The organism is uncultured Lacinutrix sp. (genome assembly GCF_947500605.1).
Taxonomy (GTDB): Bacteria; Bacteroidota; Bacteroidia; order Flavobacteriales; family Flavobacteriaceae; genus Lacinutrix.
This window is the reverse complement of the sequence record NZ_CANMSJ010000002.1, coordinates 245,799-263,702: the sequence shown is the minus strand read 5'-3', so window position 1 is coordinate 263,702 and position 17,904 is coordinate 245,799. Positions and strand designations below refer to the sequence as shown.

The 17,904-nt window shown below is 31.9% G+C and carries 14 protein-coding genes; 11 read left to right on the top strand and 3 right to left on the bottom strand.

Translation table 11 applies throughout. The annotated features are described in order from the left end of the window. Positions 1–90: 90 nt before the first annotated feature. The gene (locus tag Q0935_RS04365; RefSeq protein WP_299382701.1) at positions 91–1,191 is read right to left on the bottom strand and encodes an HmuY family protein; all 1,101 of its coding nucleotides are present in this window, start codon (positions 1,189–1,191) and stop codon (positions 91–93) included. 11 nt (positions 1,192–1,202) lie between these two features. Then, complete coding sequence (locus Q0935_RS04360; RefSeq protein ID WP_299382699.1) at positions 1,203–3,332, bottom strand: TonB-dependent siderophore receptor; 2,130 nt, start codon at positions 3,330–3,332, stop codon at positions 1,203–1,205. A 104-nt stretch (positions 3,333–3,436) separates the two neighbouring features. Here Q0935_RS04360 and Q0935_RS04355 point away from each other — a divergent pair, with 104 nt between their 5' ends. The 5 genes from Q0935_RS04355 (at position 3,437) to Q0935_RS04335 (ending at position 9,151) form a co-directional block, all read left to right on the top strand. Further along, positions 3,437–4,342, top strand: a complete 906-nt coding sequence (locus Q0935_RS04355; protein ID WP_299382697.1) for a DUF6607 family protein — start codon at positions 3,437–3,439, stop codon at positions 4,340–4,342. Positions 4,343–4,473: 131 nt separating this feature from the next. Further along, positions 4,474–5,952 (top strand): ankyrin repeat domain-containing protein, encoded by a 1,479-nt coding sequence (locus tag Q0935_RS04350; protein WP_299382694.1) that lies wholly within the window; start codon positions 4,474–4,476, stop codon positions 5,950–5,952. A gap of 102 nt (positions 5,953–6,054) precedes the next feature. Next, entirely contained in the window at positions 6,055–6,540 is a 486-nt protein-coding gene (locus tag Q0935_RS04345) for a DUF2271 domain-containing protein (RefSeq protein WP_299382692.1), read from the top strand. Between the two features lie 51 nt (positions 6,541–6,591). Further along, complete coding sequence (locus Q0935_RS04340; RefSeq protein WP_299382690.1) at positions 6,592–8,781, top strand: PepSY domain-containing protein; 2,190 nt, start codon at positions 6,592–6,594, stop codon at positions 8,779–8,781. A gap of 16 nt (positions 8,782–8,797) precedes the next feature. Further along, positions 8,798–9,151 carry a DUF6686 family protein gene (locus Q0935_RS04335; RefSeq protein ID WP_299249157.1) on the top strand — a complete coding sequence of 118 codons (354 nt, stop codon included), beginning with the start codon at positions 8,798–8,800 and terminating at the stop codon, positions 9,149–9,151. A 2-nt stretch (positions 9,152–9,153) separates the two neighbouring features. On the opposite strand, the gene Q0935_RS04330 is transcribed toward Q0935_RS04335, so the two are convergent. After that, positions 9,154–9,672 carry a CvpA family protein gene (locus tag Q0935_RS04330; RefSeq protein WP_299382687.1) on the bottom strand — a complete coding sequence of 173 codons (519 nt, stop codon included), beginning with the start codon at positions 9,670–9,672 and terminating at the stop codon, positions 9,154–9,156. Positions 9,673–9,758: 86 nt separating this feature from the next. On the opposite strand from Q0935_RS04330, the gene Q0935_RS04325 reads away from it, so the two are divergent. The 6 genes from Q0935_RS04325 to Q0935_RS04300 all read left to right on the top strand — a co-directional run bounded on the left by Q0935_RS04325 (position 9,759) and on the right by Q0935_RS04300 (position 17,900). Then, a complete protein-coding gene (locus tag Q0935_RS04325; protein ID WP_299382685.1) occupies positions 9,759–10,112 on the top strand; it encodes a hypothetical protein in 354 nt (117 codons plus the stop codon). Positions 10,113–10,339: 227 nt separating this feature from the next. Then, positions 10,340–11,359, top strand: coding sequence for a phenylalanine--tRNA ligase subunit alpha (gene pheS / locus Q0935_RS04320; protein ID WP_299382682.1), 1,020 nt, complete (start codon positions 10,340–10,342; stop codon positions 11,357–11,359). 264 nt (positions 11,360–11,623) lie between these two features. Next, positions 11,624–12,925: a Na+/H+ antiporter NhaA gene (gene nhaA / locus Q0935_RS04315; RefSeq protein WP_299382679.1), complete on the top strand. Its 1,302-nt coding sequence runs from the start codon at positions 11,624–11,626 to the stop codon at positions 12,923–12,925. Between the two features lie 166 nt (positions 12,926–13,091). Beyond that, entirely contained in the window at positions 13,092–13,595 is a 504-nt protein-coding gene (locus Q0935_RS04310; RefSeq protein WP_055436102.1) for a GbsR/MarR family transcriptional regulator, read from the top strand. A gap of 12 nt (positions 13,596–13,607) precedes the next feature. Further along, positions 13,608–14,741 carry an efflux RND transporter periplasmic adaptor subunit gene (locus Q0935_RS04305; RefSeq protein WP_299382676.1) on the top strand — a complete coding sequence of 378 codons (1,134 nt, stop codon included), beginning with the start codon at positions 13,608–13,610 and terminating at the stop codon, positions 14,739–14,741. Positions 14,742–14,762: 21 nt separating this feature from the next. Then, positions 14,763–17,900, top strand: a complete 3,138-nt coding sequence (locus tag Q0935_RS04300) for an efflux RND transporter permease subunit (protein ID WP_299382674.1) — start codon at positions 14,763–14,765, stop codon at positions 17,898–17,900. Positions 17,901–17,904 lie beyond the last annotated feature (4 nt).

The window sequence follows — 17,904 nt, the reverse complement described above, 5'->3', positions numbered from 1 at the left end:
TTTTTATTATTTATAATGATTCTAAATATTGAGTTTTGAGTTAAAAAAAAGAGCAGCGAACTACTCTTTTTTTAATTGTGTTTATTTAGACTATTGTAATAAACTATAAACAAATTCAGGGTAACCTCTTTCTCCGGAAGCATCTGTTAAAGCTAAAAACTTAAGCTTATACAAATTACCATCGGTATCATTTACTATGTAAAACACGTTTTCTTTTAAAGAAGGTAATGTTCCTGGTCCACCACCATTTCTCCAGCTGCTTCCAATTGCACGTTGGTCGTTTGAAAAATTTGTATCTATAACATCTTCAAGTGTAAAGTCGTCATATGTAAATGTGTCTACTTCTGTATCTATCATGTATACAGTTGTATTAGATTTTGTATTGGTAACAACAAAATCTGAATAAAAATAAGGGCCATAACTATCAGCACCAATAAACACTTCATCTGTAAATGTTGTAAAGTTTAAATCCCATTTTTCTTTAGCTGGCTCTATATTAATTTCACTATTAGTATTAAAACTAAAAAAATTATAGGTATAACTAGAGTTTTTTGAGATGGTCACTTCTTGATGAGTTGTATCGTCTAAATCTGCATATTGTAAAATATAGTTAGATCCATCTTGTAATACTCTTACTTTTTTCCAACCTCTTAGGTCATCTGTAGTGTCAACACTTCCTGTTGCAGGTGTTTCTGTTCCTACTTCATAGCCTAAATTTACAAGGTAAACATGGTTATTAGCATCTGTTGCAGAAATTTCTGAAAAAGCAGTACCACTTAAATCTCCATTTGGAGTATCTATATATTGCATACTTACTTCATTATAAGTATTAGTTTTCACCATTGGTTGTAAATCTATTACTTCTTGATTAGTAGAAGTAACGGCATCAATATCTGTTGTTGTTAATTGGGCTGCAGCCATAGCTATAGATCCATTTATAGTAACTCTAAATTCTGATCCAGAATAAAAACCTAAATCCCAAGAATCACGCTGCACAGCTGTACTTGTGTTTGTACTTAAGTCTACATAAACTTGATTTTGCTCGTTTGGACCTCCAACTAATGGAGATATGGCAGCACCTTCTATTACAACTTGTATTGGTTGTGTAGGTGTTGAGTCGTCATCGCTACTACAGCTTGTGAACAGTAATACAGAGGCGCATAAAATTGAGGTAAAAAATTTGTTAATCATTGTAATTGGTTTTAAAAGTTTAAATTATATAATAGTTTTAAGTAATAAGAGCGTCCGTAACCCAACAGTAATGCACTATTACTAGAGGAATGCACACCATTTGTAGAATTATTACTAACATTTACATTAGTAACATCTAATAGGTTTCGACCGCCAATTGTTGCTTGAATTTTATTGTTTAAAAAAGATTTTTTTATAGAACCATCTAACCAGCTATAAGCATCAGTTGTGGTTTTTTCGAATACAGAATTGCCATTACCATCTGTTCCGCTAGACACATAGTCCTTTTGCTTCCCATTATGCTTTAATAGCAATGTAAAAGCAGTATTCCATTTTTTAACGTTATAAGTAGCACTTGTGTTTAATTGGTAAGAATATAAAAAGTCATTATCTATATTAACTTCATTACTTGCAACTCTAGAAATACCTTGTAATGTTCCACCTAAATTAAAAGCCCAGTTATCTCGTTTTATACTGTTCTCCTGTGTAATTCCCCAAAGCTTATAAGTATCAATATTTATATACTCGTATTGTAAAGGTGCAGTGTTTACAATAGCAAGATCTATTTTATCTTTTAAGTCTATATAGCTAAGTTTTATTGTGTTTTGTAAAGAAGTATCGTTAAACCAACTTCTCTTTTTTAAGGTTAAAAATGCCGAATATCCTTTTTCAGGATTTAAGTTTTCATTTCCTTGTACATCGTGGTTAGAATCGACAAAGTAGTAGTATAACTCTTCAAAATTTGGTGTTCTGTAAGAAGTACCAACGTTTGCGCGTAACTCGAAACCTTTAGGCATTAAATAGCGTGTGCTTAATGAAGCTAACAGTTTAGAATCGAATAAGGAATTATACTCATAACGCACACCAGGTCTTATCGAAAATTTATTAGTCAGTTTTAATTCTGAAGAACCAAACAACGCAACATTATCTTGTTTTCTTGTTTTGTCTTTTTGGGTAATATCTCCCGAAGCTTGCGTATCGAAACCTTTTATAAAACGGGTTTCGTAACCTAACTGAAAGTTGAAAAAATCACTTTTAACAAGGTTGTTTATATCTCCTTTAGAATAAAACACATGACTCGATTGGTAGGTTTCATCAATTTCATCGGTTTTATCTTTAGTAAGTATGTAGTAAGTAAACTCGTTTAAATCTTTTTTCTGAGTTTGATAAGAAAATGAAGCATTATAATTTGCACCAGAATTTAAACTTCCGCTTAAATTTAAATTGTTTACAAACCTGTTTGTTGTAAAAATTTTATCGGTTGATGTTGGATTACTTGTTTGATTATCGGTATCAATATTAGCCCTAACGGTAACACCGTAGTTATTTATAACCTCATTAAAATATTCCGATTTGTATACTAACTTAAACTTGTTAGTATTATAATTTAGTAAAGCATTGGTGTTAAATTGAGTTTTAGGTAACCAATCATGACCACGTAAACTATCGTTTATATAGTGGTTTTGTCCTTGTCTGCCATTATAGAATCCAGCAAATTGATTTCTATTAAAGCCAACTCTAGCAAACAATTTTTCGTTTATATTATGTCCAATACTAAGAGATTGTATATGTCTTCCTTCATCAAACCATTCGTATTCATCGCTAATGGTTTCTTCTTGTACAAAAGCTTGAATTTTCCAATCGCTACTAATGGTTTTCTTTGTAATTATATTAATAACACCCGAAACAGCATTTGCACCATACTCTACGCCCATTGCACCTTCCACGATTTCTATACGTTCAATATCGTCAAGATTTATTTGGGTTAAATCGATATTGTTTCCTAAGCCATTATCACTCACCAACGGAATGTTATCTATTAAAATATTAAAGTATTGAGAGTCTAATCCAAAAAATGAAACTGTAGATTTTCCAGATTGTGCATTAGGAGTAACCGTAAGATTTAGATTGAAATTTAATAAATCGGCTAAATTATTTGCAGCCTGACTTTCAATTTGCTTTCTATTAATTACAGTAACGTTATGTATAGACTTTTTTATAGACTGTGCATTGTATTGACCTGTAATAACTACCTCTTCAAGAGATTGAGTTTTTACAGAGTCTTTTTTTACTTGAGCAAAAGAAATACAGCTTAAAAAAAGTGAAAAATAAATGGTGATTTTATTTTTATTTAGAATCATTCTATTTTATATTTGCTGCAAATATATATCTTATTTTAATTCAATCTAAATAAGAATAGTAAATTTTCAATATTTTTTTAATACCATAACCAAATAGCTTAAAAATGAAACATTTAGTAGTATTAGTAGCAATTATTCTTTCGATACCGTTTAGTATAAATGCTCAAAGCAAGAAAAAACAAGATCAAAAAGCCATTAAAAGCATGTGTGGTTGTTATGAAGTAAGCTTTAATTTTGCTGAAACTTTTCAGTATTCAGATGATTCAACATATGTTGCTTCTAAAACAAAACACGATAAAGGCTTAGAATGGGTACAACTTGTAGAGGATGAAAAAGATAAAATATCGATGCAACATTTATTAATTGTTGGTTCTAAAGAGCAACCATATATTGTAAAGCATTGGAGACAAGATTGGGAGTATGAGAATACAGACTTGTATGAGTATTTTAGAAATAACGAATGGAAATACACAAAACTAAATAAAAGACAAGTAGAAGGACAATGGTCTCAAAAAGTATTTCAGGTAGACGATAGCCCACGTTACGAAGGTTCTGCAACTTGGATTCATTTAGACGGTAAGCACTATTGGGAGAATACTACAACTGCACCTTTACCAAGACGTGAATACACACAACGTAGCGATTATAATGTTACTGGTAGAACAAATAGACATGAATTAACTACAACAGGTTGGATACACGATCAAGACAATCAGAAAATTTTAAGTGAAGAAGGTGTTTATCAACTTATAGCCGAAGAAAAAGGACTTAATGTGTACAAAAGAGTTGAGGATAGCGAATGTGTTGCTGCACAAGACTATTGGGCAAAAGAAAAAGATAAATGGGCTTTAGTACGTGCAAAATGGGATGAAGTTTTTGCTAGAAATAAAGATTTATTCTTAGAAGAAAAAGTAGATAATAAAGTATTGTTTAAGTATTTATTCGATAAAGAAAAGTATAAAACATCTGAGGAAATTAATCCATTAATTGAATCGTTTGTTAAAAAATAAGCTTAGAGATTGTAAATTTGTAGACTTAAAATTCTAATTAGAATTAACTAAAGAGAAAAAAGAATCTATATAATTCTTGGCTTAAAATTTGATACGTTAAAACCCAATATTAAAGCACAAAAATAATTTAAATGAAATTTTTAAAAAATATAATAACCCTTGCAGTACTGTTTTTAACTACTCAAATATTTGCACAAGAGAATGTGTTTTTAGACAGAGATTTTTGGAATACAAACCCAACAGTTAAAACTGTAGAAACTAAAATAAAAGAAGTTAATAATATAGCAGAAGCCAATAGCAATAATTTTGATGCGGTTGTATATGCTATTTTACAAGATGCACCATTAGAAACCTTAAAGCACATTCAATCTAAAAAAGGAAACGATGTCAATAAGTTAACGCACGATGGTAGAACCTATATTTTCTGGGCTGCCTATAAAGGCAATATTGCTTTTATGGAATATCTTTTAAACAAAGGAGCAAAAACAGATATTACAGACGATAAAGGAAGTACAATCTTAAATTTCGCTGCGGGTTCTGGTCAGCAAAATACCAAAGTCTACGACCTTTGTATTGCAAATGGCGCTAATGTAAAAACGGATTTAACACCAAATGGTGCTAATGCGTTATTACTTGCTGCACCTTACGATAAAGGTTTTAAACTAATTAGCTATTTCACCTCAAAAGGAGTAGATATTAATAGTGTAGATAGAGATGGAAATGGCATATTTAATTATGTTGCCAAAACAGGTAATATAGAGTTGTTAAATAAGCTAATAGAAAAAGGAGTAAAAGGTACAGATAACGCTTTTGTTTTTGCAGCCTATGGAACAAGAGGAAAAACAAACACACTAGATTTTTATGAGTATTTAGAAAGTGTAGATTTAAATCTTAATAAGGCTTCAATAAAAGGAGAAACACCACTACATATCTTAGCGTCTAGAAGTAAAGATTTAGAACTTATTAGCTACTTAGTTAATAAGGGATTAGATGTAAATGCAGTAGATGATAACGGAAATACACCTTTTATAAACGCTGCTAGTAGAAATACTGCGGAAACTGTTGGACTATTATCTAAGGATTTAAAAAATATAAACCAGGTTAATAAAAAAGGAGAGTCTGCACTAGCTTTAGCTGTGGCAAATAATTCACCAGAGGTTGTTCGTTTTTTAATTGATAATAAAGCAGATGTTTCGGTTTTAGATGCTAATAAAAACAATTTAACGGCTTATTTAATAGCATCGTTTTCAACTAAAAAAGAAGATGTTTTTAAGCAAAAACTAGATGTTTTAACAAAAAACGGACTAGATATCACTAAAATACAAGAAAACGGAAATACCTTGTACCATTTAGCTTTACCAAAAAACAACAGCAATATTTTAAAGCTTATCAAGCAATTTAATATAGATGTAAATGCTAAAAATAAAGAAGGAAATACCGCTTTACACCTTGCTGCTCTACAAGCAAAAAACACAGAAATCTTAAAGTATTTAATTTCTATCGGAGCTAAAAAAGAAGCGACTACAGATTTTGGAGAGACACCTTACGATTTAGCTTCTGAAAACGAAATTTTAAAAGCACAGAAAACCAATTTAGATTTTTTAAAATAATGACTTTGTTATTCTGAATTTGATTCAGGAACTCATGAAAATTATAATTAATTTAAATTCAGAATCTGAAATACATTCAGATTAATAAAAACAAAATTATTAATGAAAACATTAAAAACACTTTTAGTACTTGGAGTTTTAGCAATTTCAACGCTATCATTTACAACAGTAACAGAATCGACATCGTATAAATGCATGATTCAAATGATTAATTATTCTGGTGAAAGCGCTTACGTCGTTATTTCACTTATTAATCCTGAAGGCGAATACGAAAAAACGTTATACGTACAAGGTGATGATGAAGAGTGGTATCACGACATTTCAGAATGGTGGAAATTCTACGGTAAAAAACGAACAGAAATTGATGCTATTACAGGAGCTACAATTGCAGGAGGTGCAAGAAGTATTAGTGTAATAGATATTGAAGATTCTAAAATTGATACTGGTTACAGTATTCGTTTTGAAACTGCTGTAGAAGATCAAGAATATTACACAAAGGATGTGGAATTTCCTTTAACATCAGAAAGTGTAAAAAGCAAAAAAGAAGGTTCTGGTTTTATTCGTTATGTACGTTTAATGCCTAATTAATTCTATCATGTTACTTCAAGTGATCTGCGAGAAGTTTCAAAATAAAAAAATATGACCATTTCAATTTGGAGATACAGCCATCTTACACTAGCTGTATCTTCTTTTGTCTTTATTTTATTAGCTTCTATAACTGGAATCATCTTGGCTTTTCAGCCAATCTCGGAACAAATGGAACCGTATAAGGTTTCAGATTTTGAAAGCATAACACTTGCCGAAACACTTTCGAATTTAAAAACAGAATATCCCGAAGTTTTAGATCTTCAAATTGATGCAAATCAGTTTGTTTTAGCCTCAGTAATTACTAACGATGGCGAAAGTTTAAATGGTTATATAAACCCGAGAACAGGACAGTTTCTAGGAGACAAAATAGAAGTGTCCAAGTTTTTTAATTGGGTTACTAATTTTCATAGATCGCTATTTTTAAAGAGTATTGGTCGTTTTTTTGTTGGTTTATGTTCGTTCCTATTATTTTTAATTGCAGTTTCAGGAACCGTATTAATTTTAAAAAGACAAGGTGGTTTTAAAAAGTTTTTCTCTAAAATAGTTAACGAGAATTTTAATCAATATTGGCATGTGGTTTTAGGACGTTTGTCTTTAATTCCAATTATTATCATTACTATTACAGGTGTTTATTTATCGTTAGAAAAATTCGATGTCCTTCCAAAAAACACAAGCTCCCATCAAATAGATTTTGAAACCTTATCGGAAATACCAAAAATAGATATTAAAGCGTTTCCAGTTTTTAAAAGCACAAAGCTTTCCGAAGTAAAAAGTATTGAGTTTCCTTTTTCTAATGATGTCGAAGACTATTTTACCATTTCACTTAAAGACAGAGAAATAGTAGTCAATCAATTTAATGGAGCTGTTTTAAGCGAAATAGAAACACCATTAGTAACCGTTTTTTCTACATTAAGTCTCAATTTACACACAGGAAAAGGTAGTGTTTTATGGTCTCTTATTTTAGCAATTGCAACCGCAAATATTCTGTTTTTTATCTATTCTGGTTTTGTAATGACGCTAAAACGAAGGAAATCTAAACTAAAAAACAAGTATAAAAAGGACGCTTGCAAGTATGTGATTTTAGTAGGTTCGGAAAACGGAAACACCATGCCTTTTGCAAACCAATTGCAACAACAATTAATAAAAGCGGGAGAAATAGCTTACACCGCAGAGCTTAATAATTATAACACATTTAGTAAAGCAGAGCATTTTATAATAATGACTTCTACTTATGGTGAAGGTGAAGCGCCAACAAACGCAAGTGCATTTTTACAGCGCTTAAAGTCTATAAAACAAGAGCAAGAAATAAGTTATTCGGTTGTTGGTTTTGGATCATTAGCTTATCCCGATTTTTGCAAATTTGCTTTCGATGTCGATGCCGAGATGAAGCTTCAGTTTAAGCAAGAATTACCTGTTTTTACAATTAACGATAAATCGGTAGAATCGTTTCAAGAATGGATAAACCTTTGGAATAAGAAGCGTGAGCTTCAAATTACAATTTCAAAAGAAAAACTAGCCATAAAACCTAGGTTAAACAACACATTTACGGTTGTAGACAAAACCATAGCAGAAGACCATGCAGACAACACATTTTTAATCACCTTAAAACCGAATACCAATACATTCACTTCTGGAGATTTGCTCGCCATCTATCCAGAAAATGATTATAGAGAGCGTTTATATTCCATTGGTAAAGTAAATGGTAATGTTCAATTAAGTGTAAAGCTTCACGAAAACGGATTAGGCTCAGGCTTTTTAAATACATTAGAAATAGGCGCTCATTTTAAGGCGCGAATTATTAAAAATAAGGCGTTTCATTTTCCTAAAAAAGCCTCAAAAGTAATATTAATTGCCAACGGAACTGGTATCGCTCCTTTTTTAGGAATGATAGACCAAAACACTAAAAATACAGAAACACATTTTTATTATGGTTTAAGGCAAAATGCTTCATTTAACTTATATCGCGATGCTATTAAAGAAAATTATAATAGTAAAAATCTTACCAAATTAAAGTTAGCGTTTTCTAGAGAAGAACCTAAAACTTACGTGCAAGACGTCTTAAAGCAAGACGCTTTGTTTATTGCAGAAACCTTAAAAAATAAAGGTGTGATTATGCTTTGCGGATCGTTAGCCATGCAAAACGATGTATTGGCTACCCTAAATACCATTACAACAGAAAATTTAAACCTTCCGTTAAGCAAGTTTATAGAAAAAAATCAAATAAAAACAGATTGTTACTAATCTAAAACATAAACTTATGTGCCATAATATAAAGACAATATCAAAAGTTAGTAGTGGCGAATTATCAATATGTGAAAACTGCGAAATATACCATTTAGAGTTTAATAATATATGTTTTGAGTTTAATGTAGAGCAGTATGAAAAATTTAAAAACTACCTTTTAAATATAGAAACAAACTATTGGGAAACAAAATATGCACACTCGAAAGTTAAACGTAAAATACCAATACCATCTTTACAACCCAATCTAGTTTTAATGTTTAATAGGCAGGAAATAGAAGAGTTAAAAGCACTTTTCTATAGTAAAAAGCATGTTTTCGATAACTATATAGATCTAGACGATATAAACTACACACTAATTTTAAATTAAAATTAAGCCTCTGTTTCTGGAGTTTCCTCCTCTTCAGTGTCAGATTTTATAATATTTGGGAAGATTATTGGTGCAATAGATTTTACAGGCTTATAAAGTATAGAATCTTTAATATGCTCTTCGTCTACAAAGGTAATTGTGTTATTCATTTTGTTAAAAACAATAAGTAATACACTTAAAATTAATCCTATTTTAAGAGCGCCAAAAACACCACCAAGTAATTTATTTAAAATACCAAGAGACGCAAAATCTGCAAGCTTAGTAAATGCTTTTCCAGCTAGAGAGATAATTAAAATTATAATAACAAACGTAATCGCGAAAGCTGTAATGTTTATCGTTTTTTCTGCCCATTCTGTTCTACTTTGTAAAAAATCTGCAACAAAATAACTAAAATGAATAGCGCCATAAACTCCAGCAACTAAGGCCACCAAAGAAGCGACTTCAACAAAAAGGCCTTTCATAAAACCACGAACAAGCCCAAAAAGAAGCAAAGCGCCTAAAACAATATCAATAACAGCCATAATAATAGATTTTAGACAAATATAAATTAACTTTGCTAACTATTAGTTTAACTAAAATGAGATTTCCATTATAATGGAAAAAAATTATGTCTAGAGATATAGAATTAAAAGAACGTTGGGAGTTGGTAGTTAGTAAGCTATCCAATCAATTTGCAGATGGAGATCAACTAGATTTAGATGCTATAATTTACCTAATTGGTATTCAAGAATTAGGACAATTAGACCGTAAGTTTAAAAAAGACCATAAGCTAGATTTAATGCACATTGCCATATGTAAATTACTGGTGCCTTACGGTTATTACGAGTTAGATTTCGTAGACGAAGACGGTTGGCCACATTACCATATAAAAGAAGAATTGCCAACTTTAAAAGCAGGCGAGCAAAGTGTTTTAATGAAAGAAGCTATTGTAAATTACTTTCTAGAAACAGAATATATATAATTATTTGGGCGTTACCACAAGGGTCAGGCTTTCACTACTCGCTCTCTTCGAGGAGCTCAAACAAACCGTTCAATCCTTAACGCAATCCACGACTAGATTAAGCCATTGTAAAACAAACCTTTTCTATTTGTTATAACAATCTCTTGATCTTTTAAAGATTACTTCGTTGTTTCCTTCTCGAAATCACGATATTTTTAATTAAATTTGCCATCTATTTAAACGATATCATGATAGATAAGATAAAAGAACTCATTGCAGAAGCAGAAAGTTTTAAAGCCCAATCGAAAGAAGAGGTAGAAACTTTTAGAATAAAGTATTTAGGTAAAAAAGGTTTACTTAACGATTATTTTGCTGAGTTTAAAAATGTTGCAAACGAGCACAAAAAAGAATTTGGTCAAGTAATTAACCAACTTAAAAATACCGCTCAAGATAAAGTTAACACTTTAAAAGAAGAGTTAGAAGGTGCAACCGAAGACGTTAGTGCATCTGGAGATTTATCGCGTCCAGGAGAACCAGTATCACTTGGAGCAAGACATCCTATTTCTATTGTAAAAAACGATATTATAGATATCTTTTCTCGTATTGGATTTAACGTAAGCGAAGGTCCAGAAATAGAAGACGATTGGCATAACTTTACAGCATTAAACTTGCCAGAATACCATCCGGCAAGAGACATGCAGGATACGTTTTTTATTCAAACAGATCCAGATATCCTTTTACGTACGCACACAAGTTCTGTGCAAGTGCGTTATATGGAAAACAATCAACCACCTATTAGAACCATTTCTCCTGGAAGAGTATATAGAAACGAAGCAATATCTGCACGTTCACACTGCTTTTTCCACCAGTTAGAAGGATTATATATAGATAAGGATGTAAGTTTTGCAGACTTAAAGCAAACATTACAATACTTTACAACAGAGCTTTTTGGAAAATCTAAAATAAGATTACGTCCATCATACTTTCCATTTACAGAGCCAAGTGCCGAGATAGATGTGTATTGGGGACTAGAGACTGAAACCGATTATAAAATCACAAAAGGAACGGGTTGGTTAGAAATTGGAGGTTGTGGTATGGTAGATCCAAACGTATTAACAAATTGTGGAATAGATGCTAACGAATATTCAGGCTTTGCCTTTGGTGTTGGTATAGATCGTATTGCCATGTTATTACACCAAATTGGAGATATTAGATTATTAAGCGAAAATGATGTTAGATTTTTAGAGCAATTTAAAAGCGCACTATAAATTACAATAAAATATATTTTAAAGGCCGACTGTAAACAACAGTCGGCTTTTTTTTGTTAATTTTTTTCTTGAAATAGTTTAAATATTTAGGTGTATTCTCTTGTAAATAACATGTGATACTCTTGGCGCTATTTAAGTTGTAAAAAATCGTAATTAGTTGTTTTTCAATGTTAAATATTCTTTAAAGTCAATATTCGGTTCTTCTATTTTCTGCGTGAATCCCTATATTTGAAGTTAACCTAATTTTGAAAAAATACCATTTATATGCTTAAAAGAGTTTTCCTTACACCATTCCAAAAATTTGTAAAAATTGAAAGTTTTAGTGGCATTCTACTTATGTTAGCTACCATTCTAGCATTGGTTTGGGCAAATTCTCCTTATGGAGATAGTTATAGAGAACTTTGGCAATACGATTTAGGAATTGTAACAGAAACTTTTGAGTTTAAGAAGCCTTTAATTTTATGGATTAACGATGGCTTAATGGCTATATTCTTCTTCCTTATTGGGTTGGAGATAAAGCGAGAGTTATTAATTGGCGAATTGAATACACCAAAAAAAATTGCCTTTCCGTTGGTTGGTGCTTTAGGAGGTATGTTAGTACCTGTAATTTTCTTTTTAGTTTTAAATCAAAACCCTGATACTGCACAAGGTTGGGGAATCCCAATGGCAACAGATATTGCCTTTTCTTTAGCCATTTTAAATGTCCTTGGTAAACGAGTGCCTTTAAGTCTTAAAATATTTCTAACTGCATTTGCTATTGTAGATGATATAGGAGCCGTTTTAGTAATCGCTATTTTCTACAGTGGGAGTATTAATATTACATTACTGTTAATTGCGTTAGTTTTGCTTGCTGTTTTATATTTCTTGTCTTATAAAGGAATTTATTCAAAGTTTATAATGTTCATCTTCGGAATTATTATTTGGTTTCTATTCTTAAAATCCGGTATTCATCCAACTATAGCTGGTATATTATTAGCTTTTTCGGTGCCTATTAGACAAAAAATTGAGACTTCTAAATTCTTAGTAGAATTAGAGAACGTATACAGTAATATTAAGGCCGCGAGTGTTCTTAAAAAGCCCATTCTTTCGCATGAGCAAATTGAGCATGTAGACAATTTAAACGACTGGTCGGCTAAATTTCAGTCACCATTGCAACACTTAGAGCATAATTTACATGGTTGGGTGGCATATTTTATCATTCCTATTTTTGCGCTTGCAAATGCAGGTGTTTTAATATCAGGTTCCGAAAATCTAGATATTGCCTTAGTCATTAACATCATCGTATGTTTAATTTTAGGAAAAGGTATTGGGATTACCCTTATAGTATTTATTGCTCAAAAATTAAAATGGATAGAAGTGCCTAGTGATATTAGTTTCAAACAAATTATAGGAGTTGCTTTTTTAGCCGGTATTGGTTTTACAATGGCCATATTTATAGGTAGTTTGGCATTTGCTTCCACACCAGAATTTATTGATTCAGCTAAAATAGGGATACTTATTGGGTCTTTTATTTCAGCTATAATCGGCTATATTATACTTCGTATAGGTTCTAGTAAAGAATCATAAGTATAGTCTGTTTTATGTTATAATTTAAAGAAAGCCTTCGGGCTTTTTTTATTTAACAATCTTTTAACTTCGTTTGGTTCGGTTTGTTCCGAACCTTTAATATTTTTGCCAAGAATTTACTGTGTTAGGAATATCTTATTCTAAAAGCAGTGATAATTTTTTTAGAATGAAAGATGACGTTTGTAAAGAAAAAATGGGCTTGGTCGAAAAACTAGGAGTGCATTTGGAAAACAGAGAGCAATTGGCTCCTGTTGCTGCTCGTATATTATCTTATATAATACTTACAGGTAAAAAAGGAGCAACTTTCGAAGATATGGTAAGTATTCTTTGTGCAAGTAAAAGTACTATTTCAACGCATTTAAATCATTTACAGGACTTAAATAAAATTCAGTATTTCACAAAGACAGGAGATCGCAAAAAATATTTTGTAATTAAAAAAGACATCATTATTCAGCATATTGATAAAATGGTGGATCACTGGAAAGAAGAGCGTAAAATACATGAAGAAATTAAAGATTATAAAGAAGCCATTAATAATAATAAAATCGAGAATGAAGAAGATAAGTTTGATCTAGTTTTTCATGAAGATTATATCAAATATATAGATGGAGCATCCTCTTCAATTGAAGAATTAAGAACAAAAATAATAGACAATAAATTCGACCTTTAAATACAATTAAAAATGAAAAGCAATAAATTATATACATTATTATCACTAAGCATATTCTTAGTCGTTTTAAGTTGTGGTAACAGTGAAAAACAAACAGCTGCACCAGCAGCAGCACCTCCAGCATCTTTTCCTGTAGTAAGTATGCAAACAAAAACGGTAACAGGCTACCAAGAATACCCAACAAATATAGAAGGCGTTGTAAATAGTGACGTAAGAGCTAAGGTTTCTGGGTACATTCAAAACGTATTAGTAGACGAAGGTCAAAAAGTACGTAAAGGACAAACTTTATTTAAATTAGAAACACAATCGTTAAGTCAAGACGCCGGAGCTGCAAGAGCACGTGTTAATGTAGCACAGGTTGAGGTAGATAAATTGATTCCTTTAGTAGAAAAAAACATTATTAGTGGTGTGCAATTAGAGACAGCGAAAGCTAATCTAGCACAAGCGAAAGCAAACTTAAGTGGTGTTTCTGCTAATATTGGTTATGCTACTATTAAAAGTCCTGTAGATGGTTATGTTGGTGCTATTAATTTTAGAGAAGGTGCTTTAATTAGCCCTAACGATAGCAATCCATTAACTACTGTTAGTGATATTAGTGAAGTATATGCTTTTTTCAGTTTTAACGAAGCGCAATACATAGATCACTTACAAAGGTACGAAGGACAAAACAAAGCCGAACGTATTAAAAACTCACCAGATGTTAGCTTGGTATTAGCTAATGGGAAAGTATATTCTGAAACTGGACGTATTCAAACAAGTACAGGTCAAATTAACGAAAGTACTGGAACTATAAAAATTAGAGCTGCTTTTGATAATCCAAACGAAATTTTAACCAATGGAAACAGTGGTAAAATTAGATTGCCAATAGAATATAAAGATGCTATTGTAGTACCACAATCTGCAACGTTCGAACAACAAAAAGATATTATGGTTTTTACTGTTGATAAAGAGAATAAAGCAAAAGCGACTATTATAAAAGTACAAGGTACTGTTGGGAACTTATATGTTGTAGAATCTGGACTTAAGGTAGGTGATAAACTTATTGTATCTGGAGTAGGAAAATTAAGAACAGGAATGGCTATTGCTCCAAAAGACACACCTTTTGAGGAGGCTATTAAGCCTGTAGCTGTATTATTTAAAAACTAGTAACTAACAAAAATATTAGTCATGTTAAAAACATTTATTGAAAGACCCGTTCTTTCAACGGTAATTTCTATTATCATAGTTGTACTTGGTTTTATTAGTATATCAAGTCTACCCATAGAAGAGTATCCAGATATTGCACCGCCAACCATTAAGGTAACAGCATCTTATGCTGGAGCCAATGCAGAAACTGTTTTAGAGAGTGTAATTATTCCTATAGAGGAACAAATTAATGGTGTTGAAGGGATGAGTTATATCACTTCTACAGCATCTAATACAGGTACAGCAGAAATCACAGTTTATTTTGATCAAGATGTAGATGCAGATATTGCAGCGGTTAACGTTCAAAACCGTGTATCAAGAGCAAGTGCATTATTGCCTCAAGAGGTGCTTCAGACAGGAGTAATAACACAAAAGCAAGAAACAAGTGCTTTAATGTTTATTTCTATGTATTCTGAAAATGAGAGTTACGATGCTACTTTTATTCAGAATTACTTAAAAATAAACGTAGTACCTGCAATGCAACGTATTAGTGGTGTTGGAGATGTTAGTTTATTCTCTCAACAAGATTATGCGATGCGTATTTGGTTAAAACCAGAAAAATTAGCAACCTATGGTTTAATACCTTCAGATATTACAGCAGCTTTAGCTGAGCAAAACTTGGAAGCAGCTGCAGGTTCTTTAGGTCAGAATAATGGTGAAGCATTTTCATATACATTAACATATAGTGGTCGTTTTAAACATGAGCAGCAATATGCAGATATTGTTATTAAAGCTTTAGGAAATGGAGAGTTTCTACGTCTAAACGATGTAGCAACTATAGAATTAGATGCACAGTCTTATGCTGCTAACGCCATGAGTATGGGTAATCCAGCGGTTTTTATGGGTATTTTCCAAACCAAAGGATCTAATGCAAGAGAAATTATTGAAAACATTAAAGTGACTTTAGAGTCGGTTAAAAAAGACCTTCCAGAAGGATTAGATGTTTTTGTGCCTTACGATACAAGTTTGTTTTTAAATGCCTCTATAGAAAAGGTAATTAGTACGTTGTTAGAAGCCTTCTTATTAGTATTCTTAGTGGTATTCCTCTTTTTGCAAGATTTTAGATCTACTTTAATTCCGGCAATTGCGGTTCCGGTTTCTATTATTGGTACGTTCTTTTTCTTAAATGTTTTTGGATACTCAATTAACCTGTTGACGCTATTTGCGTTAGTCCTCGCCATTGGTATTGTGGTGGATGATGCTATTGTGGTTGTAGAAGCCGTACATGCTAAATTAGATGAAGGCGAAAAGGATCCTAAAAAGGCGACACTTACTGCCATGAATGAAATATCTGGAGCTATTATATCTATTACTTTAGTAATGGCAGCGGTATTTATTCCGGTAACGTTTGTAACAGGACCTACAGGTGTATTCTACGAGCAATTTGGTGTCACTTTAATTATTGCTATTTTAATTTCAGCAGTAAATGCATTGACTTTAAGCCCGGCATTATGTGCGTTATTATTAAAGCCTCATAAAGATGACGAAGAGTTAAAAGGTAAGAGTCCATTAAAGCGTTTTTATAAACTTTTTAATCGCGGATTTAATGCAACAATAGAGCGTTACGGAAAATCACTTCATTTTTTATACAAAGTAAAATGGATTTCTCCTTTATTATTAATTTTAGCTTTTGCTGGAATTTACTGGGCATCTAGTACAACACCTACAGGATTTGTACCAAATGAAGATAGAGGAATTATTTTTGCAAACATAGCATTACCAGAAGGGTCATCTTTAGATAGAACAGATGCTGTTTCTAGAGATTTATATGGCAAAATAAAAGATATCGATGGTATTGTTGCAGTAAACTTTATTAAAGGTAGAAGTTTAATTAATGGTACTGGTAGTAACTATGGTTTTGGTATTATAAAACTTGCAGATTGGGCAGATCGTGAAGATGTTGCAACCTCTGTACAATCAATTACTGGTAAGTTATTTGGTGTTGCCGCAGGTATAAAAGAAGCAAATATTATCTTCTTTTCACCACCAAGTATTCGTGGTTTTGGTAACTCAGCTGGTTTCGAGGTGAATTTATTAGATAAATTTGGTGGCGAGTTTAAAGATTTAGATCAAGCGAATAAAGATTTCGCAATGGCTTTAATGTCGCATCCAGAAGTAAAATATGCACAATCATCTTTTAGTACAAACTATCCACAATACGAAATGGAAGTTAATGTACCATTAGCAAAAGAAAAAGGAGTACCTATTAACAGTATTTTCTCAACTTTACAAGGTTATATTGGTGGAATTTACGCTTCAGATTTCTCTCGATTCGGGAAACAATTTAGAGTATATATTCAAGCTTTACCAGATGACAGAGCAGATGTAGACGATTTAAATAGCATGTACGTTCGTACAGATTCTGGTGAGATGACGCCAATTACACAGTTCGTAAAATTAGAGCGTGTATATGGTCCACAATCGGTAACACGTTTTAACTTATTTAATTCTACATCTATAACTGGTGCTACAAACGATGGGTTTAGTACAGGTGATGCTATTAGAGTTATTGAAGAGGAAGTTGCAAAATTACCTAATAATTATACGGTTGCTTATTCTGGTTTAACAAGAGAAGAAGTAAGTGCAGGTAACCAAACTATCTTCATTTTTGGATTAAGTATTCTATTTGTGTATTTCTTATTAAGTGCGCAGTATGAAAGTTACTTATTACCATTTGCAGTAATCTTATCATTACCGTTTGGAGTCTTTGGGGCTTATATAAGTACTAAGTTTTTAGGATTAGAAAACAACATTTATTTCCAAATCTCTCTAATTATGCTTATTGGTTTATTAGCCAAGAATGCCATACTTATTGTGGAAATAGCATTGCAGAAACGACGAAAAGGAGAAAGCATTGTCGAGGCTGCTATAGATGGAGCAAAGTCACGTTTACGTCCAATATTGATGACTTCATTTGCCTTTATTCTAGGTTTAATGCCATTGGTATTAGCTAAAGGTGTAGGTTCCGAAGGAAATAGATCTATTGGTACAGGTGCAGTGGGAGGATTGCTTATAGGAACCATTTTGGGAGTATTCGTTATTCCTATCCTGTTTATATTATTTCAGTGGTTACAAGAAAAAATGTCTAGTAAACCAGCAGTACAAACTATTGAAGCATAAGAAT

What these genes read in the sequence shown, in the direction of transcription:
- Q0935_RS04305 (WP_299382676.1), top strand. Translation starts at nt 13,608, where the DNA reads ATGAAAAGCAATAAATTATATACATTATTATCACTAAGCATATTCTTA.
- nhaA (WP_299382679.1), top strand. Translation starts at nt 11,624, where the DNA reads ATGCTTAAAAGAGTTTTCCTTACACCATTCCAAAAATTTGTAAAAATT.
- Q0935_RS04335 (WP_299249157.1), top strand. Translation starts at nt 8,798, where the DNA reads ATGTGCCATAATATAAAGACAATATCAAAAGTTAGTAGTGGCGAATTA.
- Q0935_RS04325 (WP_299382685.1), top strand. Translation starts at nt 9,759, where the DNA reads ATGTCTAGAGATATAGAATTAAAAGAACGTTGGGAGTTGGTAGTTAGT.
- Q0935_RS04330 (WP_299382687.1), bottom strand. Translation starts at nt 9,672, where the DNA reads ATGGCTGTTATTGATATTGTTTTAGGCGCTTTGCTTCTTTTTGGGCTT.
- Q0935_RS04365 (WP_299382701.1), bottom strand. Translation starts at nt 1,191, where the DNA reads ATGATTAACAAATTTTTTACCTCAATTTTATGCGCCTCTGTATTACTG.
- Q0935_RS04345 (WP_299382692.1), top strand. Translation starts at nt 6,055, where the DNA reads ATGAAAACATTAAAAACACTTTTAGTACTTGGAGTTTTAGCAATTTCA.
- Q0935_RS04300 (WP_299382674.1), top strand. Translation starts at nt 14,763, where the DNA reads ATGTTAAAAACATTTATTGAAAGACCCGTTCTTTCAACGGTAATTTCT.
- pheS (WP_299382682.1), top strand. Translation starts at nt 10,340, where the DNA reads ATGATAGATAAGATAAAAGAACTCATTGCAGAAGCAGAAAGTTTTAAA.
- Q0935_RS04355 (WP_299382697.1), top strand. Translation starts at nt 3,437, where the DNA reads ATGAAACATTTAGTAGTATTAGTAGCAATTATTCTTTCGATACCGTTT.
- Q0935_RS04310 (WP_055436102.1), top strand. Translation starts at nt 13,092, where the DNA reads ATGAAAGATGACGTTTGTAAAGAAAAAATGGGCTTGGTCGAAAAACTA.
- Q0935_RS04340 (WP_299382690.1), top strand. Translation starts at nt 6,592, where the DNA reads ATGACCATTTCAATTTGGAGATACAGCCATCTTACACTAGCTGTATCT.
- Q0935_RS04360 (WP_299382699.1), bottom strand. Translation starts at nt 3,332, where the DNA reads ATGATTCTAAATAAAAATAAAATCACCATTTATTTTTCACTTTTTTTA.
- Q0935_RS04350 (WP_299382694.1), top strand. Translation starts at nt 4,474, where the DNA reads ATGAAATTTTTAAAAAATATAATAACCCTTGCAGTACTGTTTTTAACT.